Source organism: Pseudomonas sp. GM25 (genome assembly GCF_000282255.1).
GTDB lineage: Bacteria > Pseudomonadota > Gammaproteobacteria > Pseudomonadales > Pseudomonadaceae > Aquipseudomonas > Aquipseudomonas aphyarum.
Genome location: NZ_AKJQ01000037.1, coordinates 1 through 23,929 on the forward strand (window position 1 = coordinate 1; position 23,929 = coordinate 23,929).

24 protein-coding genes are annotated in these 23,929 nt (G+C 61.8%); 13 read left to right on the forward strand and 11 right to left on the reverse strand.

Features of this window, described 5'->3' with window-relative positions; translation table 11 throughout:
- Positions 1–151 precede the first annotated feature (151 nt).
- The 7 genes from nagE to PMI24_RS13135 form a co-directional block, all read right to left on the reverse strand.
- Entirely contained in the window at positions 152–1,867 is a 1,716-nt protein-coding gene (gene nagE, locus PMI24_RS13105) for an N-acetylglucosamine-specific PTS transporter subunit IIBC (RefSeq protein ID WP_007954604.1), read from the reverse strand.
- A gap of 23 nt (positions 1,868–1,890) precedes the next feature.
- Positions 1,891–4,404, reverse strand: coding sequence for a phosphoenolpyruvate--protein phosphotransferase (gene ptsP, locus PMI24_RS13110; RefSeq protein WP_007954610.1), 2,514 nt, complete (start codon positions 4,402–4,404; stop codon positions 1,891–1,893).
- 35 nt (positions 4,405–4,439) lie between these two features.
- Positions 4,440–5,462 (reverse strand): SIS domain-containing protein, encoded by a 1,023-nt coding sequence (locus tag PMI24_RS13115; RefSeq protein WP_007954611.1) that lies wholly within the window; start codon positions 5,460–5,462, stop codon positions 4,440–4,442.
- A complete protein-coding gene (gene nagA / locus PMI24_RS13120; protein ID WP_007954612.1) occupies positions 5,443–6,549 on the reverse strand; it encodes an N-acetylglucosamine-6-phosphate deacetylase in 1,107 nt (368 codons plus the stop codon). The genes PMI24_RS13115 and nagA overlap by 20 nt, the downstream gene beginning before the upstream one ends.
- A 30-nt stretch (positions 6,550–6,579) precedes the next feature.
- A complete protein-coding gene (locus PMI24_RS13125; RefSeq protein ID WP_007954613.1) occupies positions 6,580–7,311 on the reverse strand; it encodes a GntR family transcriptional regulator in 732 nt (243 codons plus the stop codon).
- Positions 7,312–7,641: 330 nt separating this feature from the next.
- Positions 7,642–8,157: a L,D-transpeptidase family protein gene (locus PMI24_RS13130; protein ID WP_007954614.1), complete on the reverse strand. Its 516-nt coding sequence runs from the start codon at positions 8,155–8,157 to the stop codon at positions 7,642–7,644.
- Between the two features lie 102 nt (positions 8,158–8,259).
- Positions 8,260–8,811, reverse strand: coding sequence for an NUDIX hydrolase (locus PMI24_RS13135; protein ID WP_007954615.1), 552 nt, complete (start codon positions 8,809–8,811; stop codon positions 8,260–8,262).
- 147 nt (positions 8,812–8,958) lie between these two features.
- Here PMI24_RS13135 and PMI24_RS13140 point away from each other — a divergent pair, with 147 nt between their 5' ends.
- The 5 genes from PMI24_RS13140 (at position 8,959) to purT (ending at position 12,156) form a co-directional block, all read left to right on the forward strand.
- Positions 8,959–9,558, forward strand: coding sequence for a CoA pyrophosphatase (locus PMI24_RS13140; protein ID WP_007954616.1), 600 nt, complete (start codon positions 8,959–8,961; stop codon positions 9,556–9,558).
- Between the two features lie 47 nt (positions 9,559–9,605).
- A complete protein-coding gene (locus tag PMI24_RS13145; RefSeq protein ID WP_007954617.1) occupies positions 9,606–10,130 on the forward strand; it encodes a gamma carbonic anhydrase family protein in 525 nt (174 codons plus the stop codon).
- Complete coding sequence (locus PMI24_RS13150) at positions 10,127–10,342, forward strand: DUF1289 domain-containing protein (protein ID WP_007954618.1); 216 nt, start codon at positions 10,127–10,129, stop codon at positions 10,340–10,342. The genes PMI24_RS13145 and PMI24_RS13150 overlap by 4 nt, the downstream gene beginning before the upstream one ends.
- Before the next feature lie 64 nt (positions 10,343–10,406).
- Complete coding sequence (locus tag PMI24_RS13155; RefSeq protein ID WP_007954619.1) at positions 10,407–10,874, forward strand: preQ0 transporter; 468 nt, start codon at positions 10,407–10,409, stop codon at positions 10,872–10,874.
- A gap of 100 nt (positions 10,875–10,974) precedes the next feature.
- Complete coding sequence (gene purT, locus PMI24_RS13160; RefSeq protein ID WP_007954620.1) at positions 10,975–12,156, forward strand: formate-dependent phosphoribosylglycinamide formyltransferase; 1,182 nt, start codon at positions 10,975–10,977, stop codon at positions 12,154–12,156.
- Between the two features lie 47 nt (positions 12,157–12,203).
- Here the strand turns inward: purT and PMI24_RS13165 are convergent, their stop codons facing one another.
- The 3 genes from PMI24_RS13165 to PMI24_RS13175 form a co-directional block, all read right to left on the reverse strand.
- On the reverse strand, positions 12,204–13,520 hold the full coding sequence (locus PMI24_RS13165; protein ID WP_007954623.1) for an MFS transporter: 1,317 nt from the start codon (positions 13,518–13,520) through the stop codon (positions 12,204–12,206).
- A gap of 236 nt (positions 13,521–13,756) precedes the next feature.
- Entirely contained in the window at positions 13,757–14,998 is a 1,242-nt protein-coding gene (locus PMI24_RS13170; protein WP_007954624.1) for a transporter associated domain-containing protein, read from the reverse strand.
- A 12-nt stretch (positions 14,999–15,010) separates the two neighbouring features.
- Positions 15,011–15,823, reverse strand: a complete 813-nt coding sequence (locus PMI24_RS13175; protein ID WP_007954625.1) for a cytochrome C assembly family protein — start codon at positions 15,821–15,823, stop codon at positions 15,011–15,013.
- Between the two features lie 209 nt (positions 15,824–16,032).
- Here PMI24_RS13175 and ffh point away from each other — a divergent pair, with 209 nt between their 5' ends.
- The 6 genes from ffh to PMI24_RS13205 all read left to right on the forward strand — a co-directional run bounded on the left by ffh (position 16,033) and on the right by PMI24_RS13205 (position 20,108).
- Positions 16,033–17,409 carry a signal recognition particle protein gene (gene ffh / locus PMI24_RS13180; protein WP_007954627.1) on the forward strand — a complete coding sequence of 459 codons (1,377 nt, stop codon included), beginning with the start codon at positions 16,033–16,035 and terminating at the stop codon, positions 17,407–17,409.
- A 249-nt stretch (positions 17,410–17,658) separates the two neighbouring features.
- The gene (gene rpsP, locus PMI24_RS13185; RefSeq protein ID WP_003185073.1) at positions 17,659–17,910 is read left to right on the forward strand and encodes a 30S ribosomal protein S16; all 252 of its coding nucleotides are present in this window, start codon (positions 17,659–17,661) and stop codon (positions 17,908–17,910) included.
- 5 nt (positions 17,911–17,915) lie between these two features.
- Complete coding sequence (gene rimM, locus PMI24_RS13190; protein ID WP_007954628.1) at positions 17,916–18,452, forward strand: ribosome maturation factor RimM; 537 nt, start codon at positions 17,916–17,918, stop codon at positions 18,450–18,452.
- 3 nt (positions 18,453–18,455) lie between these two features.
- Positions 18,456–19,208 (forward strand): tRNA (guanosine(37)-N1)-methyltransferase TrmD, encoded by a 753-nt coding sequence (gene trmD, locus PMI24_RS13195; protein ID WP_007954629.1) that lies wholly within the window; start codon positions 18,456–18,458, stop codon positions 19,206–19,208.
- Positions 19,209–19,253: 45 nt separating this feature from the next.
- On the forward strand, positions 19,254–19,604 hold the full coding sequence (gene rplS, locus PMI24_RS13200; RefSeq protein WP_003175895.1) for a 50S ribosomal protein L19: 351 nt from the start codon (positions 19,254–19,256) through the stop codon (positions 19,602–19,604).
- Between the two features lie 90 nt (positions 19,605–19,694).
- Positions 19,695–20,108: an acyl-CoA thioesterase gene (locus tag PMI24_RS13205; RefSeq protein WP_007954630.1), complete on the forward strand. Its 414-nt coding sequence runs from the start codon at positions 19,695–19,697 to the stop codon at positions 20,106–20,108.
- 117 nt (positions 20,109–20,225) lie between these two features.
- Here PMI24_RS13205 and PMI24_RS13210 read toward each other — a convergent pair whose 3' ends face one another.
- Complete coding sequence (locus PMI24_RS13210; protein ID WP_007954631.1) at positions 20,226–22,034, reverse strand: cation:proton antiporter; 1,809 nt, start codon at positions 22,032–22,034, stop codon at positions 20,226–20,228.
- 107 nt (positions 22,035–22,141) lie between these two features.
- Here PMI24_RS13210 and xerD point away from each other — a divergent pair, with 107 nt between their 5' ends.
- On the forward strand, positions 22,142–23,038 hold the full coding sequence (xerD, locus tag PMI24_RS13215; protein WP_007954632.1) for a site-specific tyrosine recombinase XerD: 897 nt from the start codon (positions 22,142–22,144) through the stop codon (positions 23,036–23,038).
- A 143-nt stretch (positions 23,039–23,181) separates the two neighbouring features.
- Positions 23,182–23,913, forward strand: coding sequence for a bifunctional protein-disulfide isomerase/oxidoreductase DsbC (gene dsbC / locus PMI24_RS13220; protein ID WP_007954633.1), 732 nt, complete (start codon positions 23,182–23,184; stop codon positions 23,911–23,913).
- Positions 23,914–23,929 lie beyond the last annotated feature (16 nt).

The window sequence follows — 23,929 nt, forward strand, 5'->3', positions numbered from 1 at the left end:
GGTCGCTGCGCTCCCACCCCCGGATAAATCCCTCCACTCAGCCTTCCGATGGGGCCGGCACGTCAAAAGCCTTACTCGAGCTAACGCTCATCGTGTTGAGTGGTGGGGAGCGAGAGCAGAAGCCCCTCCACCCATCGATTCAGAGGTCGCCCTAAACCTTGGCACTCACCTCACTCCGATTGACCAACCCCTCCAGCGCCGTACTCAAGCTCTGCGCCCGCTCACCCACCAGCAAGTGCCAAACACCATCTTCCAGCGCGCTCACGCCCAGACATCCAAGCTCTTTCAACCGGCTTTCCGAAAGCACCTTGCCATCGGCCAGTTGCAGGCGGATCCGGCTCATGGCGATGCAGTCGAGTTGCAGCACGTTGTCGCTGCCGCCCAGAGCGGTCAGCCATTGTTGGGCCTGGGGTGTGGAGACTGCGACGGGTTCGCTGGTTTCGACAACAGCGACAGGGGCAGCCACCACGGCTCGGCCCAATGCGGGCATCGCCAGGCGGATTTCGTCGGCAATGCTGTCGGCCATCGGCCCGACGACCACCTGCAAACTGCCGCCCTTGCCCGGGCGTACCACGGCCATTGCGCCCAGTGCTTTCAAGTCCGCATCGGAGGCTTTGTTGCGATCGACCATTTCCAGTCGCAGACGCGTGGTGCATGCGCCAACCGTAACCAGATTTTCCGCACCACCGAGTGCCTTGATGTAAGCCCCGGCGCGTTCGTTTTCGGTCAGGACCGCTTTGTCGGCGGTGGCGACGTCTTCGCGCCCCGGGGTTTTCAGGTTGAAGCGGCGGATACAGAAATCGAACACCGCGTAGTAGATGACCGCATAAACCAGTCCTACCGGTACCACCAGCCAGCCGTTGGTCGAGCGTCCCCAGCCCAGCACCATGTCGATGAAGCCGCCGGAGAAGGTGAAGCCCAGATGAATGTTCAGCGCGTTGGTGATCGCCATCGACAACCCGGTCAGCAGCGCATGCAGCAGAAACAGCAGCGGTGCGAGGAACATGAAGGCGAATTCGATGGGTTCGGTGACGCCGGTGAGGAAGGCGGTCAGGGCCATCGACAGGAAGATCCCGCCCATGACTTTGCGGCGCTCCGGCAGGGCGTTGCGGTACATCGCCAGGCAGGCGGCGGGGAGGCCGAAGATCATGACCGGGAACATGCCGGTCATGAATTGGCCGCCTTTCGGGTCGCCGGCGAAGTAGCGGGACAGGTCGCCGGTGACCAGCGCGCCGGTGGTCGGGTCGGTGAAGTTGCCGAACACGAACCACGCCATGTTGTTAAGGATGTGGTGCAGGCCGGTGACGATCAGCAGGCGGTTGAACACGCCGAAGACGAACGCGCCGAAGCTGCCGCTTTCCATCAGCAGGGTGCCGAAGCTGTTGATGCCGTGCTGGATCGGCGGCCAGATGTAGCCGAACAGCACGCCCAGGCCAACCGCGCTGAAACCGGTGACGATGGGCACGAAACGCCGGCCGCCGAAGAATGCCAGGTACTCCGGCAGCTTGATGTCCTTGAAGCGGTTGTACAGCGCGCCGGCCATCAGGCCGCTGACGATCCCGGCGAGCATGCCCATGTTGATGCTCGCGTCGAGCACCTTGAGGGTGGAGATCATCACCAGGTAACCGATCACCCCGGCGAGGCCGGCGGTGCCGTTGTTGTCCTTGGCGAAACCGACCGCGATGCCGATGGCGAAGATCATCGCCAGGTTGGCGAAGATCACCTGGCCGGCGTCGTGGATGATCGCGATGTTCAGCAGGTCGGTGTCGCCCAGGCGCAGCAGCAGGCCGGCGATCGGCAGGATCGCGATCGGCAGCATCAGTGCCCGGCCGAGGCGTTGCAGGCCTTCGATGAAGAGTTGGTACATGGCGTTTGTCCTTGTTGTTTTTGTTAGCGCAGAGGCCAATGTTGATGACAGGCATGACGCACCGCGGCGGCGCTGCTCAGCTTGAGCAAGTCCCGGGCGAGGCGTTGGCATTCGGCTTCGTGCAGCTGGCGCACGCGGTCCTTGATTTCGCCGATCTGTACCGGGCTCACCGACAGTTCGGTCACGCCCAGGCCGATCAACACTGGCGTCGCCAGCGGATCCGAGGCGAGGGCGCCGCACACGCCGACCCAGCGTTTATGCACCGCCGCGCCTTCGCAGGTCATGGCGATCAGGCGCAGCAGCGCCGGATGCAAGGCATCGACCCGCGCGGCGAGCCCGGCGTGGTCGCGGTCCATGGCCAGGGTGTATTGCGACAGGTCGTTGGTGCCGATGGACAGGAAGTCCGCGTGTTCAGCCAATTGTTCGGCCTGCAACGCGGCGGCCGGGACTTCGATCATCACGCCGATTTCCGGACGTTGATTGATGCCCAGTTCCAGGCACAGCGCATCGACCCGCTGACGGATGTGCAGCAGTTCCTCGACCTCGGTGACCATCGGCAGCAGGATCCGGCAACGCTGCAACGGGCTGACTTGCAGCAGCGCGCGCAGTTGCTGATCGAGGATTTCCGGACGGGCCTGGGCCAGGCGAATACCGCGCAGGCCGAGCACCGGGTTGGCCTCCACCGGCAGCGGCAGGTAGTCGAGTTGCTTGTCGCCGCCGACGTCGATGGTGCGGATGATCACTGACTTGTCGCCCATGGCATCGATCACCGCTTGGTAGGCGGTGCGCTGTTCTTCGACGTCCGGCGCGGTGTGGCGATCGACGAACAGGAACTCGGTGCGCAACAGGCCGACGCCGTCGGCGCCGTTGGCAAATGCATCCGCCGCTTCGTGGCTGGAAGCGACGTTGGCGACCACTTCGATGGCCACGCCGTTGCGGGTTTCGGCTGGCAGATGGGCCTGGGCCTGCTGGGCGTCACGACGTTGTTGGCGGTCGATTTGCGCCTGGCGGACTTCGGCCAGACGCTCGGCATTCGGCGTCAGTTCGAGACGACCGCCGTCGGCGTCGAGGACCACCGATTGGCCTTGCGCTTGATCGAGCAGCGCCGAGCCCAGTGCGACCATGCAAGGCAAGCCTTTGCCCCGGGCCAGAATCGCCACGTGGGAAGTTGCGCCACCTTCGGCCATGCACAAGCCGGCGACGCCTTGCGCGCTGAGTTGCAGCAGGTCCGACGGCGTCAGTTCGTGGGCGGCGACGATGGCACCGGCCGGCACTTCGTAATGCCAGGCTTCGCCGAGCAGGGCGCGCAGCACTCGTTGCTTGAGGTCGCGCAGATCGTTGGCGCGTTCGGCCAGCAGCGGGCTGCCGGTGTTTTGCAGCACTTCGCATTGCGCATCGATGGACTGACTCCAGGCATGGGTCGCAGCCGTGCCGGTTTCAATCGATTGTTGGGCGGCGTCGAGCAGGGCCGGGTCTTCCAGCAAGGCCAGATGCGCGGCGAAGATCGCTTCTTCGTCGGCATTGCGGTGTTTTTTCGCCTGGGCGAGGGTGCCGTCGATTTCGCTGCGAACCTGATTCAGCGCGGTGTCGAGGATCTGCAATTGGTGCTCGGGCTGATGATTGCCGCTGTCGGTCGGCAGGCTGATCGCGTTCAAGCGAAACAGCGGCCCGCCGACCAGACCCGGTGCGGCGCAAACACCGTGCAGCACGCCAGCCTCGGCCGGGCGATTGCGTGGGGCGGTGGCAACCGGTGCGGCGGCGTGATGATCCTCGGGCAGGGCGGTGGCCAGTGCGGTGAGCAAGGCTTGCAACGCAGCCTGTGCGTCCGGGCCCTGGCAACTGACCTGCACTTCGTCCTGCTCGCCAATCGCCAGGCCCATCAAACCGATGAGGCTGTTGCACGGCGCCGATTTTCCGGCGAAATGCAGCTGTGACTGGCTCTTGAACCCTTGCGCGGTCTGGCGGATCAACGCCGCCGGGCGTGCATGCAGACCGCCGCGATGGGCGACCTGCACGTGACCGTGAACTTCCGGGCCGCCAAGTTCTTCTGTGTTCGCCGCTGCGCTGTGACGAGCGACGATGTGCAGCAGCGGTTCGCCCACCTTCACCGTTTTCAGGGTGATGGGGCGCGCCTGGAAATCCTGGCTGTTGGTCAGGATCAGCAGGCTGACCAGGCTTTTGCACTGGCGGCCGACCTTGTCCAGGTCATAGCGCAGCAGCGGCTGGCCATTGCTGACCCGCGCGCCTTCCTTGACCAGCATCGAGAACCCTTCGCCCTGCAACTCCACCGTGTCCAGACCAAGGTGCAACAACAGCTCGGCGCCGTTGTCGGCGCGAACGGTCAGTGCATGGCCGGTGCGGGCGACGTGAATCACCACGCCGGCGCAGGGCGAATACAGGGTGTCGTTCAGCGGATCGATGGCAATGCCGTCGCCCATCGCGCCGCTGGCGAACACCGCGTCCGGAACTTTGGCGAGCGTGAGCACCGGGCCGCTGAGCGGGGCGCTTAAAGTCAGCTCTTTATTGTTGTTGTGCATGGCTCGGTCTCATCAGGAAAACGTTCGGTTCGGACTCAGTGCGTACGAGTGACTTTGCTCAGGTGTCGCGGCTGATCCGGGTCCATGCCACGGGCCACGGCCAGACCGGCCGCCATCACGTAGAAACTCTGGATCGCCAGGATCGGATCGAGCGCCGGATGCTCCGCGCGGCTGAGGGTCAGGTCGCGTTCGCTCACGTCATCCGGGGCGGCCAGCAGCACGCGGGCGCCGCGCTGGCGCATTTCGGCCGCCAGGCTCAGCAGACCGGCCTGTTCGGCACCGCGCGGGGCGAACACCAGCAACGGGTAATGTTCGTCGATCAAGGCCATCGGGCCGTGACGGACTTCGGCGCTGCTGAAGGCTTCGGCCTGGATCGCCGAGGTCTCCTTGAATTTCAGTGCGGCTTCCTGGGCAATGGCGAAACCGGCGCCACGGCCGATCACCATCAACCGCTCGCAATCGCGCAGGGCGTCGATGGCCGGGCTCCAGTCCTGTTGCGCGGCTTCGCGCAGGCCCTCGGGCAGGGCGTTGTGCGCTTCCAGCAATTCGCTGTCTTCTTTCCAGTGGGCGATCAGACGGGCACTGGCGCTGAGGGTGGCGATGAAGCTCTTGGTCGCGGCGACGCTGCTTTCGGTGCCAGCCAGCAACGGCAGGCTGAATTCACAGGCAGCTTCCAGCGGCGAATCGGCGGCGTTGACCATCGACACGCTCAAGGCGCCACGTTTGCGCAGCAGACGCAGGCTGTTGACCAGATCCGGGCTCTGGCCCGACTGGGAAAACGCGAACGCAACCTGACCGCTGACCTTCAACGGCGCCTGTTGCATGGTCACCACCGACATCGGCAACGACGCCACCGGTACGCCGAGTTGCTGCATGGTCAGGTAGGCGAAGTAGCTCGCCGCATGGTCGGAGCTGCCACGGGCAACGGTCATCGCCACTTGCGGCGGCTGACGGCGCAGGCGCCCGGCGATCTCGATCATTTGCGGGTCGAGCTGTTGCAGTTGGGCTTGCACGGCCTCGAACGAGGACAGCGCCTCCTCAAGCATTTTTGAAGTCAATGTCTTCTCCTTCGACCATGACGGCGGTCAGTGTGAGTGAGCGATCCAGCCGCACGCAGTCGGCCCAGGCGCCAGGTGCAAGGCGCCCGCGTTCGGTGATGCCGAGGTAGTCGGCGGGGAATTGCGAAAGACGTTGCGAGGCCTCGCTGATCGGCAGACCGATCTTCACCAGGTTGCGCAGGGCCTGATCCATGGTCAGGGTGCTGCCGGCCAAGGTGCCGTCCGGCAGGCGCACGCCGCCCAGGCATTTGGTGACGGTGTGGCTGCCGAGCTTGTACTCGCCATCGGGCATGCCGGCGGCGGCGGTGGAATCGGTGACGCAGTACAGGCACGGAATCGAGCGCAGGGCCACGCGGATCGCGCCGGGGTGCACGTGCAGCAAGTCCGGAATCAGTTCGGCGAATTTTGCGTGGGCCAGTGCTGCACCGACGATGCCCGGCTCGCGGTGATGCAGCGGACTCATGGCGTTGTACAAATGCGTGAAACTGGTGGCGCCGGCTTCAAGGGCGGCGACGCCTTCCTCGTAACTGCCAAGGGTGTGGCCGATCTGCATGCGGATGCCACGGCGGCTCAGTTCACGGATCAAGCCGTCATGACCGGCGATTTCCGGCGCGATGGTGATTACCCGGATCGGCGCCAGTGCCAGATAGTCTTCGACTTCGGCCATCAGCGCGGTGTGGGCGAAGTTCGGCTGGGCGCCGAGCTTGCCGGGATTGATGTACGGACCTTCGAGGTGAACGCCGAGGACCCGGGCGGCGCCTTTCGGACGCTGTTCGCAGAACTCGCCGACCTCCTTGAGCACGCTGGCGATCTCGGCACTCGGCGCGGTCATGGTGGTGGCCAGCAGCGAGGTGGTGCCAAAGCGCACGTGGGTCTTGGTGATGGTTTCGAACGCGCTGGCGCCTTCCATGATGTCCTTGCCGCCACCGCCGTGGACGTGCAGGTCGATGAAACCCGGCAGCAGATACGGCAAGTCATTGGTCGCCGGATCGCAAGGCACGCCTTCGATCGACACGACTCTGCCGTGTTCGTGGATCAGCCGGCCGCGAATCCAGCCGTCAGCGGTGAGGATGTTGTCTTCAGACATTTCGCTTCTCTCGTTTGGCCTGGCTGCTGATCAGCGGCGAAGCTCTGCAACAAAGTCGTAGTAGTCGTTGCGGCAATAGGTGTCGGTGACTTCGATCGGCGTGTTGTCTTCCAGGTAGCCGACCCGGGTCATCAGCAGCATCGCGGTGCCGGGGGCGATGCCGACCAGCGCGGCGAACTCGTCCGAGGCGTTGATTGCCTGGATGTGCTGCAAGGCGCGCACGATCGGTTTGCCGATGCTGTCGAGGTGTTCGTAGAGGGAATCGCCCACTACCTGTGGCTTGGGCATGATCGAGGCGGGCAGGGTGCTCATCTCGATGGCCATCACGGTGTCGTCGGCTTTACGCAAGCGTTTCATGCGCGCGACCTTGTCGTTCGGCGACAGGCCGAGGCGGATCAGTTCTTCGTGGGTCGGCAGGGTGATTTCCCGCTCCAGCCATTGCGAGCTGGGCACGAAGCCCTTGAGGCGCAGCATCTCGCTGAAACCCGACAGGCGCGACAGCGGTTGTTCGAGGCGTGGAGTGATGAAGGTGCCGGAACCTTGCAGGCGGCGGATCAAACCTTGATCGAGCAGGACTTCCAGCGCCTTGCGGGCGGTGACCCGGGAAATCCCCAGCATCTCGCTGAGATTGCGCTCCGACGGCATTGCCTGTTCGGCTTTCCACTGGCCGGCATGGATCGCCGCTTCCAGATTGCGCGCCAGTTGCAGGTACAGCGGCGTCGGCTGGGAGTCGTCAGGGCGCAGGGCGTGGAGATCGTTCATGCAAGGCACTTCCGGAGCTGATATTGGTTTGTTGTCGCTCGCTGTTTCGGCGAAAACTAATACCACTTGCATACCATGTCAACGCAGCGGAAAGGCCTGTAGTCCTTTGGAATCGGGTGTTTCAGGGCGGGTGGTTTCAAGTGGTATTAGCGGTGGGCTATGGAAAGCAAAAGATCGCAGTCTGCGGCAGTTCTGGCGGGTGAAAGTGGTATCACCGTTCAGACGTTGCCGCAGGCTGCGATCTTTTTGATTTATTTTTTGCGGGCGACCAATGGTCGGGAGAAAGGGCCGTTTGCGGCCCCTCGGGAGCGTGCTCCCTGGATGACAGAATCAGGGGCGGATTTCGATCATCGTGCCGTCCGGCACCAAGTTCCAGACTTCGCGCATGTCGACGTTGCGCATGGCGATGCAGCCATCGGTCCAGTCCAGGGTGTGGAACAGTTGTTCCGGGTTGTCTTCGGAGTCCGGCGTGCCGTGGATCATGATCATGCCGCCAGGCTCGACGCCTTCGCGGCGGGCGCGGGCGGAGTCGCTGATGTTCGGGTAGGAGATGTGCATCGACAGGTTGAATTTGTCGCTGGTCTTGCGCCAGTCGATCCAATAGAAACCTTCCGGTGTGCGTTTGTCGCCTTCAATCAGCTTCGGGCCTTTTTTCGCGCCCTTGCCCAGGGAAATGCGATAGCTCTTGAGGGGCTTGCCGTCGGCGATCAACTGCAGTTGATGGGCCGATTTCAGCACCAATACTTTTTCGATGAGCGGGGTGTTCGAAGGCGTCACGGTGGTCACGAATGACGCTTGGGAGACGGTGACGAACGACAGGCAGAACAGGGCAAGCAACCAGCGCATTGAAACGATTCCCCAGAAATGAAGCAGATACTTTATTTATAGATAGTGTGCAGGCGCTGTCGCGGGCTGCGTTAGCCGGTTATCGGCCGGCCGCCGTCGAAATCAAGTGATGGCCGGTTGAGCGAGCGGCGGGATCGATTCGGAGCGAACCGGATAGACCTCGACGCGCCGGTCAGCGAAGAAACATTCCAAGGTACGGCCCACCGTACGGAAAGCCAGTTCGTCCCACGGAATGTCCGCTTCTTCGAACAGTTGCACTTCCAGGCTTTCGGGGCCGGCGGCGAAGTCCAGATCCGTCAGCTCGGCGCGGAAAAACACATGCACCTGACTGATGTGCGGCACGTCGATCAGGGTGTAGATGCTCAGGTTGCGCACCCGGGCGCAGGCTTCCTCGGCGGTTTCGCGGATGGCGGCCTGTTCGATGGTCTCACCGTTCTCCATGAACCCGGCAGGCAGCGTCCAGTAACCGAGGCGTGGCTCGATGGCGCGGCGACACAGCAGGACTTTGCTGCCCCAGGTCGGCACGCAACCGGCCACGATATTGGGGTTCTGGTAGTGAATCGTCTGACAGCTGTCGCAGACGAATCGCAGCCGCGAGTCGCCTTCGGGAATGCGCTGGGTCACCGGGTTGCCGCACTGGCTGCAAAATTTCATGCTGGGGTTCCTGAATGCTGCGCCTATCTTGGCGTGCAGCGGTGTCAGTCGGCAAGTTGTCGTTTCGCGACATGACGCCTGTTCGGGGCTTGGGCGGTCGCAATGATTGGTGCATGATGCAGGGTAAGGCACCGATCGAGAACACTTATGCTGGACGAGCTACTGCACCGGGTAAGCAATCACACGCCGCGCACGCTGGAGACCGACACGCGTTTCCCCGAGGCCGCTGTCCTGGTGCCGATTACTCGCAGTGACGAACCCGAACTTGTCCTCACCCTGCGCGCCAGCGGGCTCTCGACCCACGGCGGCGAAGTCGCCTTCCCCGGTGGACGACGGGATCCGGAAGACCCGGACCTGATTTTCACCGCGCTGCGTGAAGCGGAAGAGGAAATCGGCCTGCCGCCGGGACTGGTCGAAGTGGTCGGTCCGCTCAGCCCGCTGATTTCCCTACACGGCATCAAGGTCACGCCGTATGTCGGGGTGATTCCCGATTTTGTCGAATACCAGGCCAATGATGCCGAGATCGCTGCGGTGTTCAGTGTGCCGCTGGAGTTCTTCCGCAAGGATCCGCGCGAACACACCCATCGCATCGACTATCAGGGTCGTAGTTGGTACGTGCCGAGCTATCGTTACGGCGAATACAAGATCTGGGGGCTGACGGCGATCATGATCGTCGAGTTGATCAACTTGCTCTATGACGCCAAAATCAGCCTGCATCAGCCGCCTAAAAGCTTCATCAATACCTGAAGCCATCGCTCGAATGGCCAGCCATCGTGAGCCCTGAGGAAAACAAGATGAAATACCGCCTGGGCGACGCCCGTGTCGAAACCCATCCGCAGAGCTGGGTCGCCCCCAACGCCGTGCTGGTGGGTAAAGTCAAACTGGAAGAGGGCGCCAACGTCTGGTTCAACGCCGTGTTGCGCGGCGACAACGAACTGATCCTGATCGGCAAGAACAGCAACGTGCAGGACGGTACCGTGATGCACACCGACATGGGCTACCCGCTGACCATCGGCACCGGGGTGACCATCGGCCACAACGCCATGCTCCACGGCTGCACGGTCGGCGACTACAGCCTGATCGGTATCAACGCGGTCATCCTCAACGGCGCGAAGATCGGCAAGAACTGCATCATCGGCGCCAATTCGCTGATCGGCGAAGGTAAGGAAATTCCTGACGGTTCGCTGGTGATGGGTTCGCCGGGCAAGGTGGTGCGCGAACTGACCGAGCCGCAGAAGAAGATGCTCGAAGCCAGTGCCGCGCACTATGTGCATAACTCCCAGCGCTACGCGCGCGATCTGGTCGAGCAGGAAGAATGACAACCCCGGAAAGACCTGTCGCCTCGCCGTGCGTGAGCATTTGCGCGCTGGATGAGGATGATATTTGCACCGGTTGCCAGCGCACGGTCGAGGAGATCACTCGCTGGAGCCGGATGACGAATGATGAACGCCGGGTTGTACTCGGGCTCTGTCATGAGCGGGCGAAGGCCAGTGGCCTGGTCTGGATGATCGGAAAAACGCCAGGGCAATAACCGATTTGATTGGCGTCATCGAAGGGCTGAAGTAACCTGTGCGCCAAATTGACAGGTCACGCCCATGATTTTCCTCATCGCTTACATCAGCAGTGTCGTGCTGATCAACTTCGCCTTCTCCACCGCGCCGCACCTGGACATCATCTGGTCGGCCTGGGGTGGGCTGGTGTTTGTGCTGCGCGACATGGTGCAGATCCGCTTCGGCCACGGTGCGATCGTGGCGATGCTGGCGGCGCTGGTGCTGTCCTATGTCACGTCCGATCCGTCGATTGCGCTGGCCAGCGCCACGGCATTCGCGGTCTCGGAGTGCATCGACTGGCTGGTATTCACCATCACCAAGCGCCCGTTGCGCGACCGCTTGTGGATCAGCTCGGCGCTGAGCATTCCCCTCGATACCTTCATCTTCTTCGGCATGATCGACCTGCTGACGCCGCCGGTGCTCATCACCGCGCTGGCCTCGAAGTTCGCCGGTGTGACTGCGGTCTGGCTGATCATGGCCTGGCGCGAACGCAAACAGGCTGTCGCCGGCTGAAGCCAAACCCTCAGGTTCATGTAAAATGCCGCGCTTTCTCCCCATGGAAAGCGCGTCTGGCGTTGCTTTCCTCGATGATCCGCTTCTTTGAGGACCTGAGATGACCCGTATCGGAACTCCATTGTCGCCGACCGCGACCCGCGTATTGCTGTGTGGCTGTGGTGAGTTGGGCAAGGAAGTGGTGATCGAGCTGCAACGCCTGGGCGTTGAAGTGATCGCCGTTGACCGTTACGCCAATGCGCCGGCCATGCAGGTTGCCCATCGCAGCCACGTGATCAACATGCTCGACGGCGCCGCCCTGCGTGCAGTGATCGAAGCCGAGAAGCCGCACTTCATCGTGCCGGAAATCGAAGCCATCGCCACCGCCACCTTGGTCGAACTGGAAGCCGAAGGCTTCACCGTGATCCCGACCGCTCGTGCCGCGCAACTGACCATGAACCGCGAAGGCATCCGTCGTCTGGCCGCCGAAGAGCTGGACCTGCCGACTTCGCCGTACCACTTCGCCGACACCTTCGAGGACTACAGCAAGGCCGTTGAGGACCTGGGTTTCCCGTGCGTCGTAAAACCGGTGATGAGTTCGTCGGGCAAGGGCCAGAGCCTGCTGCGCAGCGCCGATGACGTGCAGAAAGCCTGGGAGTACGCCCAAGAGGGCGGTCGCGCCGGCAAAGGTCGCGTGATCATCGAAGGCTTTATCGATTTCGACTACGAAATCACTCTGCTGACCGTGCGTCACGTCGGCGGCACGACTTTCTGTGCGCCGGTCGGCCACCGTCAGGAGAAGGGCGACTATCAGGAGTCGTGGCAGCCACAGGCCATGAGCCCGGTGGCGCTGGCTGAATCCGAGCGCGTAGCCAAAGCCGTGACCGAAGCGTTGGGCGGCCGTGGCCTGTTCGGCGTAGAGCTGTTCATCAAAGGCGATCAGGTGTGGTTCAGCGAAGTGTCGCCGCGTCCGCACGACACCGGTCTGGTGACCCTGATTTCCCAGGACCTGTCGCAGTTCGCCCTGCACGCCCGGGCAATCCTCGGTCTGCCGGTGCCACTGATCCGTCAGTTCGGCCCATCGGCTTCGGCGGTGATTCTGGTGGAAGGCCAGTCGACCCAGACCGCATTCGCCAACCTCGGCGCTGCACTGAGCGAACCGGATACCGCGCTGCGTCTGTTCGGCAAGCCTGAAGTCAACGGTCAACGCCGCATGGGTGTTGCGCTGGCGCGTGACGAGTCGATTGAAGCCGCTCGCGCCAAGGCGACCCGTGCTTCCCAGGCGGTTGTTGTAGAGCTGTAATCTCGCAACCTGATCGCTCCCGCATCGGGCGGGAGCGATCTTTGCGCTTACACCACCTGATTCAGGTCGTTATTGCGCGTTTCCTTCAGGCACAGCACAGCGATCAAGCTGAGCACCGCTGCCGCAGACACATACCCGCCGACGTAACTCAAACCACCCATCGCCACCAGTTTCTGCGCAAAGAACGGCGCCGCCGAGGCTCCGACAATCCCGCCGAGGTTGTAGGCCGCCGATGCACCGGTATACCGGACATGCGTCGGAAACAGTTCCGGCAGCAGCGCGCCCATCGGGGCGAACGTTACGCCCATCAGAAACAGCTCGATACACAGGAACAGCGCCACGCCCCAGGTCGATCCCTGAGTCAGCAGCGGCTCCATCAGAAACCCGGAAAGAATCGCCAGCACACCGCCGACGATCAGCACCGGCTTGCGCCCGTAACGGTCACTGGCCCACGCCGACAGAGGCGTGGCAGCCGCCATGAACAGCACCGCGAAGCACAGCAATCCGAGGAATGTCTCGCGGCTGTAACCCAATGTGGAGACGCCGTAGCTCAGGGAAAACACCGTCGAGATGTAGAACAGTGCGTAGCAGACCACCATGGCGGCGGCACCCAGCAGCGTCGGTGCCCAGTATTGGCTGAACAGCTCGACCAGCGGCACTTTCACTCGCTCCTGACGGGCGATGGCATTGGCGAACACAGGGGTTTCGTGAAGCTTGAGGCGCACGTACAGCCCGACCATCACCAGCACGGCGCTGAGCAGAAACGGAATCCGCCAGCCCCAGCTACGGAATTGTTCATCATTGAGCGTCATGGCCAGCGTCAGGAACAAGCCGTTGGCAGCCAGAAAGCCAATTGAAGGGCCGAGTTGCGGGAACATGCCGAACCACGCCCGTTTGCCTTTCGGGGCGTTTTCGGTGGCCAGCAGCGCTGCGCCGCCCCATTCGCCACCCAATCCCAGGCCCTGGCCGAAACGCAGCACGCAAAGCAGGATCGGCGCCCATGCCCCGATGCTGTCATAACCCGGCAGCACGCCGATCAGCGTGGTGCAGACACCCATCAGCAGCAGCGAAGCGACCAACGTCGATTTGCGCCCGATCCGGTCACCGAAGTGGCCGAACAGCGCCGAACCCAAAGGTCTGGCGAGGAAGGCGATGCCGAAGGTCAGGAACGCCGAGAGCATCTGCGCCGTGCCGGAGGTCTGTGGGAAGAACACCGGCCCGATCACCAGCGCGGCAGCAGTGGCGTAGACGTAGAAATCGTAGAACTCGATGGCCGTGCCGATGAAACTTGCCGTGGCCACGCGGGTGGCGGAGTTGGTCGGTTGGGCAGGCGTGGTGTCGCGGTAAGCGGTACTGGTCGTCATGCGGTGATCCCTGACAGTCATGAGCTCCGTTGGAGCGAATTATTATGGTCGAACACCCAGGGATGTGGGATGAGGCGCGATCGCTGCTTCAGGTAGGAACAGTCGTCGGTGTGATGCGGATATTGCCGATGAACCGGCCGGAATTTGTCGGGTGCGGGGTAAGCACGCGGTTCGGCGGGGCTTGGGTAAGCACCGCGATTATAGGAAGGTGGCTAACGATTGAACAAGGGGGCTGGCTAGCGGGCCGTGGCCAGCGCCGGGGCCGAAGAGGTGTGCCAGATCAGGACTTTGCTCACCCGGTTCTCCTCTGTTTCGAGAATCTCCAGGCGGTAGCGGCCGATCTTCAGGCAGACCGCGCTTTCCGGGATGGTTTCCAGCGCCTCGGTCACCAGGCCATTGAGGGTCCGGGGGCCGTCGCTGGGCAGGTGCCAGCCCAGGCATTTGTTCAGCTCGCGGATCGACGCTGCGCCATCGATCACCATGCGGCCATCGGCCTGTGGGTGGATGTGCGGATTGTCGAGGCTGTGCTCGCTTTCGAATTCGCCGACGATTTCTTCGAGAATGTCCTCCAGGGTGACGATACCGAGGACTTCGCCGTACTCGTCCACCACCATGCCCAGACGCCGCTGCTGCTTGTGGAAGTTCAGCAGCTGCAGCTGCAGCGGGGTGCTTTCAGGGACGAAATACGGCTCGTAACTGGCCGCCAGCAAGGCTTCGCGGGTCAGACTGCCATTGTCCAGCAGGTGACGGATCTGCCGGGTGTTGAGCACCGCTTCGACCTGATTGATATCGCTGTGGAAGACCGGCAGGCGAGTGCGCCGGTTCTTGCGTAATTGTTCGATGATTTCTTCGATCGGATCGTCGAGGTTGATGCCGTCGACATCGCTGCGCGGCACCAGAATGTCGTTGACCGTGATGTTGTCCAGCGCATGGATGCCTGAAACCGGGTGCGGACGCACCGGATGATCCGGGTCGTCATGACGCTCCGCCGGTACATCGTCTTCGCTCTGTTGCACCACCTGGGTCTTGCGGATGAACGGACGCATCAGCAAACCACTGATCCGGCTGAGCAGCCAGGCAAGCGGGTAAACGACCTTCAGCGGGACCGCCAGCAGCGTATTGCCGAACGACAACACCGCATCCGGATAACGCTGGGCGAGGGCGCGGGGGAAATAGTCGGCAAAGACCAGCAGCAGGGCGCCGGCACCGAGGCAAGCCGCCCAGGGGCCGTTTTCTTCGCAGAGAAAGATTGCCAGCAGCGTGGCCAGAATGACGGCGAGGGCGCGGCACAGGGTATTGCAGAGGATCAGGCTGTCGAGCGGGAAGCTGAGCTTTGCCAGCGGCTTGTCGCTGGCGCGGGAGGCGGTGCGTTGCGCGAGCAGGTGCTGTTGCGCCGCTTCGACGGCGGTAAACAGCCCCGACCAGAGAATCAGCAGGACAAATACCGCGAGCATCGGCCCTATGGGCAAACCGTCCATTTATGCCGCCCGTCAGATGTGCAGGATGTATTCACGAACCAGTTTGCTGCCGAAATACGCGAGCATCAGCAGGCAGAAACCGGCGAGGGTCCAGCGGATTGCCTTGTGCCCGCGCCAGCCGAGGCGGTTACGGCCCCACAGCAGGACGCTGAACACGATCCAGGCCAGGCAGGCCAGCAGGGTTTTGTGCACCAGGTGCTGGGCAAACAGGTTCTCGACGAACAGCCAGCCGGAAATCAGCGACAGCGACAGCAAAGTCCAGCCGGCCCAGAGGAAACCGAACAACAGGCTTTCCATGGTTTGCAGGGGCGGGAAGTTCTTGATCAGCCCGGACGGGTGCTTGTGCTTGAGCTGATGATCCTGCACCAACAGCAACAAGGCCTGGAACACCGCGATGGTGAACATGCCGTAGGCGAGGATCGACAGCAGGATGTGCGCGAGGATGCCCGGTTCTTCATCGATGACCTGCACCGTGCCGGTCGGCGCAAATTGCGCCAGCAGCACCGTGATCGCACCCAGCGGGAACAGCAGCACCAGCAGGTTTTCCACCGGGATCCGCGAGCAGGCCAGCAGGGTCAGGGCGATGACGGCCGCCGCAATCAGGCTCGAGGCGCTGAAGAAATCCAGGCCCAGGCCGATCGGCGTCAATAAATGGGTGAGCAGGCTGGCGCTGTGCGCCAGCACGGCGAGAACGCCGAGCGAGACCAGCAGGCGCTTGTTGGCCTTGGCGCCAGTGGCCAGGCGGGTGCCCTGATAGAGAGTCGCAGCGGCATAGAGAAGGGCGGCGGCGAGGGTGGTCAGCAAACTCGGTGACAAGGGGAGCATAAATCCTGTTAGGCAAGCCCGAAAGGGGCTGAGTTTGGCATAGAACCGCCATTGCACGAAAGACCGGCAAGCTGACAGCGAGGTGTCCGCCAGACGCAGTCTTCGCTATAATCCGCGACCTGCCCACGCCGCAGGCTCGCCGAGCACATGTTGATTCCGGTCTGGGCCGCCATTATCCCGGTCTACACAGGGCCTGAAAGGATCGCGCAATGTTTGAAAACTTAACCGACCGTCTCTCGCAGACGCTGCGCCATGTCACCGGCAAGGCGAAGCTGACCGAGGACAATATCAAAGACACCCTGCGTGAAGTGCGCATGGCGTTGCTCGAAGCCGACGTCGCTCTGCCGGTGGTCAAGGACTTCGTCAATTCGGTCAAGGAACGCGCTGTCGGCACCGAGGTGTCGCGCAGCCTGACGCCGGGTCAGGCGTTCGTGAAGATCGTCCAGGCCGAACTCGAAAGCCTGATGGGCGCGGCCAACGAAGACCTGAACCTGAGCGCCGTGCCGCCCGCCGTCATTCTGATGGCCGGTCTGCAGGGTGCGGGTAAAACCACCACCGCCGGCAAACTGGCGCGCTTCCTTAAAGAGCGCAAGAAGAAGTCGGTCATGGTCGTGTCGGCGGACATCTACCGTCCTGCTGCTATTAAACAGCTGGAAACCCTGGCCAACGACATCGGCGTGACGTTCTTCCCGTCCGACCTGAGCCAGAAGCCGGTCGACATCGCCAACGCGGCTATTAAAGAAGCAAAACTGAAATTCATCGACGTGGTCATCGTCGACACCGCCGGTCGTCTGCACATCGACGAAGAGATGATGGGCGAGATCAAGGCGCTGCACGCCGCGATCAATCCGGTTGAAACCCTGTTCGTGGTCGACGCCATGACCGGTCAGGACGCGGCCAACACGGCCAAGGCCTTCGGTGATGCGCTGCCGCTGACCGGTGTGATCCTGACCAAGGTCGACGGTGATGCCCGTGGCGGTGCCGCGCTGTCCGTTCGCGCAATCACCGGCAAGCCGATCAAGTTCATCGGTATGGGCGAGAAGAGCGAAGCGCTCGATCCGTTCCACCCGGAGCGTATCGCTTCGCGGATTCTCGGCATGGGCGACGTGCTCAGCCTGATCGAACAGGCTGAAGCGACCCTCGACAAGGACAAGGCCGACAAGCTTGCTAAAAAGCTGAAGAAGGGCAAGGGCTTCGACCTCGAAGACTTCCGCGATCAGCTGCAACAGATGAAGAACATGGGCGGCCTCGGCGGGCTCATGGACAAACTGCCGAACATCGGCGGCGTCAATCTCTCGCAAATGGGCAATGCCCAGAACGCTGCAGAGAAGCAGTTCAAGCAGATGGAAGCCATCATCAACTCCATGACCCCGGCCGAGCGCCGCGACCCTGAGCTGATCAGCGGTTCGCGCAAGCGCCGGATCGCCATGGGTTCCGGCACCCAGGTGCAGGACATCGGTCGCTTGATCAAGCAGCACAAGCAGATGCAGAAGATGATGAAGAAATTCTCCGCCAAGGGCGGAATGGCGAAAATGATGCGCGGCATGGGCGGTATGTTGCCCGGCGGCGGCATGCCAAAGATGTAAAGACTTCGCCGGTCGTCGCACCGGCGCAGACCCCGCAAGGAAGCGGGATCAACAGCAAACCCGCACTCGGCGGGAGCTGACCGGCCGTTTTGAACGACGGCCCCATATGCAAATCTGCACGGCATGCCATAGGCGCCGGAAAAAGTCATTTGCAAAAGTCCGGATATTCCTTAGAATATGCGGCCTTTCGGGCACCCATGCCCGCTGTGCATTTAGATTTGCAGCACCGACTACAGGAACGATGTTCACATGCTAACAATCCGTCTTGCCCTTGGCGGCTCCAAAAAGCGCCCGTTTTACCACCTGACCGTAACCGACTCCCGCAACCCGCGTGACGGTTCCCACAAAGAACAGGTTGGTTTCTTCAACCCTGTTGCACGTGGTCAGGAAATCCGTCTGTCCGTGAACCAAGAGCGCGTTGCCTACTGGCTGAGCGTTGGTGCACAGCCTTCTGAGCGTGTTGCTCAGTTGCTGAAGGAATCTGCCAAGGCTGCAGCCTGAGCAGTATGAGCGCGACGCCAGAAAAAGCTGATGACCTGATCGTTGTCGGCAAGATTTTTTCGGTTCACGGCGTTCGCGGCGAGGTGAAGGTCTTTTCCTTTACCGATCCGATTGAAAACCTGTTGAACTACCGCAACTGGACGCTTCGGCGCGAAGGCGTGGTAAAGCAGGTCGAGCTGGTCAGCGGCCGATCCACTCAAAAGGATCTGGTTGCCAAGCTCAAAGGCCTCGACGATCGCGATGAAGCCCGTCTTCTGAGCGGTTACGAGATTTGCATCTCGCGAAGCCTTTTGCCCAACCTGACTGGCGACGAGTACTACTGGTACCAGTTGCAGGGTCTGAGTGTCATCAACCAGAACGAAGAATTCTTCGGCAAGGTTGATCACCTGTTGGAGACCGGCGCGAACGATGTATTGGTGGTCAAGCCCTGCGTCGGCAGCCTGGATGATCGCGAGCGGTTGTTGCCCTATACGGAGCAATGCGTGCTGGCAATCGACCTGGAAGCAGGCGTGATGAGGGTGGAATGGGACGCGGACTTCTAAGCAATGGCCAGCCTGCGCGTAGACGTCATTACGCTGTTCCCCGAGATGTTCTCGGCCATCAGTGAGTACGGCATTACCAGTCGTGCGGTCAAACAGGGGCTCTTGCAGCTGACCTGTTGGAATCCGCGGGATTACACGACGGATCGGCATCACACTGTGGACGATCGCCCGTTTGGCGGTGGTCCGGGCATGGTGATGAAGATCAAGCCCCTGGAAGATGCTCTGGTTCAGGCCAAGGCAGCAGCCGGGGAGGCGGCGAAGGTGATTTACCTGTCCCCCCAAGGCCGTCAACTGACTCAGTCGGCGGTACGCGAACTGGCGAAATCGGATGCATTGATCCTGATTGCCGGTCGCTATGAAGGCATTGACGAGCGTTTTATTGATGCTCATGTCGATGAAGAGTGGTCGATTGGTGACTATGTGTTGTCTGGCGGCGAGCTGCCGGCCATGGTCATGATCGATGCGGTTACACGACTGCTGCCCGGAGCTTTAGGGCATGCGGATTCCGCTGAGGAAGATTCCTTTACGGATGGTCTGCTGGATTGCCCGCACTACACCCGACCTGAGGTGTATGCGGATCAGCGTGTTCCCGACGTGTTGCTGAGTGGCAATCACGCGCATATCCGGCGTTGGCGTTTACAGCAGTCCCTTGGTAGGACCTATGAACGACGCGCCGATCTTCTGGAAAGCCGCTCGCTTTCTGGAGAAGAGAAGAAGCTGCTCGAGGAATATATCCGCGAGCGGGACGATAGTTAACAACGTATCGATGGTAGATCAGACGATTTACCTTAGGAGCACAGCATGACCAACAAAATCATCCTTGCACTCGAAGCAGAGCAGATGACCAAAGAAATCCCTACCTTTGCCCCGGGCGACACCATCGTCGTTCAGGTGAAAGTGAAGGAAGGCGATCGTTCCCGTCTGCAAGCGTTCGAAGGCGTTGTAATCGCCAAGCGTAACCGCGGCGTGAACAGTGCGTTCACCGTTCGTAAAATCTCCAACGGTGTTGGCGTAGAACGTACTTTCCAGACCTACTCCCCGCAGATCGACAGCATGGCTGTTAAACGTCGCGGTGACGTACGTAAAGCCAAGCTGTACTACCTGCGCGACCTGTCGGGTAAAGCAGCTCGCATCAAGGAAAAACTGGCTTAAGTCCAGCTTCCGATGCAGAAAAAAGCAGCCTACGGGCTGCTTTTTTGTTGCCCGCAATTTATCCACAGCATTCCGTTTCAGGCCTGACCCATGACCCCTCGCGAGCAAGAAATCGAACGCCGCACCGAACTCTCGGTGACCCGCGTGACCAAGGCGGTTTTCCCGCCGACCACCAACCACCACAACACCCTGTTCGGCGGCACCGCGCTGGCCTGGATGGACGAAGTGTCGTTCATCACCGCCACGCGCTTCTGCCGTTTGCCGCTGGTGACCGTGTCCACCGATCGCATCGACTTCAATCACGCGATCCCGGCAGGTTCCATCGTCGAACTGGTCGGGCGGGTGATCAAGGTTGGCAACACCAGTCTCAAGGTCGAGGTGGAAGTGTTCGTCGAAAGCATGAGCTGCGACGGCCGTGAGAAAGCCATTCACGGGCAGTTCAGCTTCGTTGCGATTGATGATGACAAGCGTCCGGTGCCGGTGCTGCCGGGTTTTGCGACCTGATTCAACGTCGAGCCGCGGCATTCGCGGGCAAGCCCGCTCCCACAGATTTTGTGTTGTTCGCTGATGTTGTGTTCGGCACGGACACTGTGGGAGCGGGCTTGCCCGCGATTTGTTCTATCAGGCGCTGCCACTCTCCGGCTGAATCAGCGCCACCAGCGTCCACCCCGGCCCCGGTTTCAGCACGGTTTCCGGCGACACGACATGCACCCAGCCGCTGTCATCGCGCATGAACAGCAGCGTCGCGCGATTGCCATGCAGAGCCTGGTAATCATCCCAGCCAAACCCGTCCGTCAGCGTCGTGCTGTACAGGTCGGCGCCCTGACCCAATTGGCTGGCCAGTCTGGCGTAAGTCAGCGCCTCGCTTCCCAGTTGATTACCACGATGTTCGAGGCTGGCGCGGTGCTTGTCGCTGCGCCGGCTCTCCTGCCCACTGGCGAGCCCGAACAACCGCTGATGGCCGAAGTCATGACGAAAGCGCATGGCTGCCAGCGTATTGAGTTCGCCCGACGGTGACAGCGCCAGCAAATGCCCCAGTCCGACCAGGTCCAGATGCGCATCGGCGTGCTGCGAGGCCGGATTGCCGAAGTAGGTCGGCAAGCCATCCATGCGCGCCGCCCGGATGTTTTCCCAGCTCGAATCCGTTAGCAGCACCCGGCTGCCCAGCTGTTGCAGCGACTTGCCGAGCAGGCGAGCAGGCCCGTTCGCTCCGACGATCAGGAAGCCACTGGGCGCGGGTTCCGCAACCTTCAACAGGCGCGCCAATGGCCGGGCAGTCGCGCTTTGCAGCACGACAGTGCCGATGATCACGGCGAAAGTCAGTGGCACCAGCAACAGCGCGCCTTCATGGCCCGCTTCATCCAGGCGAATCGCAAAGATCGCCGAGACTGCCGCCGCGACGATCCCGCGCGGGGCAATCCAGCACAACAATGCACGCTCACGCCAGCTCAGACTCGAACCAGCCGTACTCAGCACCACGTTCAGCGGCCGGGCGATCAACTGGATCACCAGCAACAGAATCAGCACCAGCGGTCCGAGGCCGATCAACGCGTTCAGATCCAGTCGCGCCGCCAGCAGAATGAACAGCCCGGAAATCAGCAGCACGCTGAGATTTTCCTTGAAGTGCAGGATGTGCCGCACGTCCACGCCCTTCATGTTCGCCAGCCACATGCCCATCAGCGTCACCGCCAGCAGACCGGATTCGTGCATGACCTGGTTGGCGGCGATGAATATCCCCAGCACCGCGGCGAGCGATGCCAGATTGTGCAAATACTCCGGCAGCCATTGGCGCCGGATGATCGTGCCGAGCAGCCAGCCACCGGCGACGCCGAACGCGCTGCCACAGACAATGACCCCGCCAAACGTCAGCAGGCTCTGTTCCAGCCCATGGCCTGCGGCCCGGGCGATGATGAAGCTGTAGACCACCACCGCGAGCAATGCGCCGATCGGGTCGATCACAATCCCTTCCCAGCGCAGGATGTTGGCGATCGAAGCTTTCGGCCGCACCACCCGCAGCATCGGCACGATCACGGTCGGCCCGGTGACCAGGGTCAGGCTGCCGAACAGGATGGCGAGCAACCAGTCGAAGCCCAGCAGCCAGTGGGTCGCGACCGCAATCACTACCCAGGTCGAGAGCGCGCCGATTGTGACCAGCCGATGCACGACGCTGCCGATCTCGCGCCATTCCGACAGGTGCAGGGTCAGGCTGCCTTCAAACAGAATCAACGCTACCGCCAGCGACACCAGCGGCATCAGCAGCGGGCCGAACATTTCCTGCGGGTCGAGCCAGCCCAGCACGGGGCCCGCCAGAATGCCGGTCAGCAGCAGAAACAGAATCGCCGGCAGCTTCAGGCGCCAGGCGAGCCATTGGCAGCCCAGTGCGGCGGCACCGATACCACCGAAAGCCAACAGAATTTGCTGCTCGTTCATTGAAGCTCCCTGTTCCTTGAAATAGCGGGCTATGAAAGACTAGCGGCCATTTCAACCGTTCACTCTTTATTTGCGCGCAGTGCCAAACCTGCGTGTCTTGAGCGCCCATGCCTGCCATCGACCACCCACTGATCGACCAGTTTCTCGACGCCCTCTGGCTGGAAAAAGGTCTCTCCGACAACACTCGCGATGCCTACCGCAGCGATCTCGCGCTGTTCAATGGCTGGTTGCAGGAGAAAGGTCTCGAACTGATCAATGCCGGTCGCGAGTTGATCCTTGATCACCTGGCCTGGCGTCTGGAACAGAACTACAAACCCCGTTCCACCGCACGATTTCTCTCCGGTGTACGTGGCTTTTATCGCTACCTGCTGCGGGAAAAACTGATTTCCGTCGATCCGACCTTGCGCGTGGATATGCCGCAGCTCGGTCGGCCATTGCCCAAATCCCTGTCGGAAGCCGATGTTGAAGCGCTGCTGAAGGCGCCGGATCTGAGCGAAGCCATCGGCCAGCGCGACCGCGCCATGCTCGAAGTCTTGTATGCCTGCGGGCTGCGGGTGACCGAGCTGATCAGCCTCACCCTGGAACAGGTCAACCTGCGTCAGGGCGTGTTGCGGGTCATGGGCAAGGGCAGTAAAGAGCGCCTTGTACCGATGGGCGAGGAAGCGATTGTCTGGGTCGAGCGCTACCTGCGCGATGGCCGCGGCGAGCTGCTGGGCGGGCGCCCCAGTGATGTGCTGTTCCCCAGCCAGCGCGGCGAACAGATGACTCGGCAGACCTTCTGGCACCGTATCAAGCATCAGGCCAAGGTCGCCGGCATTGGTAAATCGCTGTCGCCGCACACCTTGCGTCACGCGTTTGCCACACACTTGCTCAACCATGGCGCCGACTTGCGGGTGGTGCAGATGCTGTTGGGCCACAGCGACCTGTCGACCACGCAGATCTACACTCACGTCGCCCGGGCGCGTTTGCAGGATCTGCATGCCAAACATCACCCGCGCGGTTGAGCGCCGTTTGTCTTGCGACAGGCGCATTCGGCCACGGGAGCCTTATGTGGTAGGCTTTGCCGGTTTGCACGATGGGCGGTTATGACCCGGTGTTCCGGCACGGGCGTTCTGATCGTTCCATTTGTCCGCCTTCAGGAGTTCTCATGCGTCTGACCCAGATTTTCGCCGCCGCAGCCATTGCGTTGGTCAGCACCTTTGCCGTCGCCGATGACGCGGCCGACAAAGCGATTCGCCAAAGCCTGGAAAACCTCCAGCTCGACGTGCCGGTGGACACCATCACCGCCAGCCCGCTGCCAGGCCTGTATGAAGTCAAGCTCAAGGGCAGCCGCGTGCTCTACGCCAGCGCCGACGGCCAGTACATCGTTCAGGGCTACATGTTCCAGCTCAAGGACGGCAAACCGGTCAACCTGACCGAGAAAACCGAGCGCCTGGGCATTTCCAAACTGATCAATGCGATCCCGGTGGCCGAGACCGTGGTTTACCCGGCCGTGGGCGAAACCAAATCGCACATCACCGTTTTTACCGACACCACTTGCCCGTACTGCCACAAGCTGCACGCCGAAGTGCCCGAGCTGAACAAGCGCGGCATCGAGGTGCGTTACGTGGCGTTCCCGCGTCAGGGCCTGGGCTCGCCGGGTGACGAACAGCTGCAAGCCGTGTGGTGCTCGAAAGACAAGAAAGCCGCCATGGACAAAATGGTCGATGGCAAGGAAATCAAGGCCGCCAAGTGCGAGAACCCGGTTTCCAAACAGTTCGCCCTCGGTCAGTCGATCGGCGTGAACGGCACACCGGCCATCGTTTTGGCCGACGGACAAGTCATTCCGGGCTACCAGCCTGCGCCACAAGTCGCCAAACTGGCGCTGGGCGCGAAGTAATTCGCATCGTCACGCT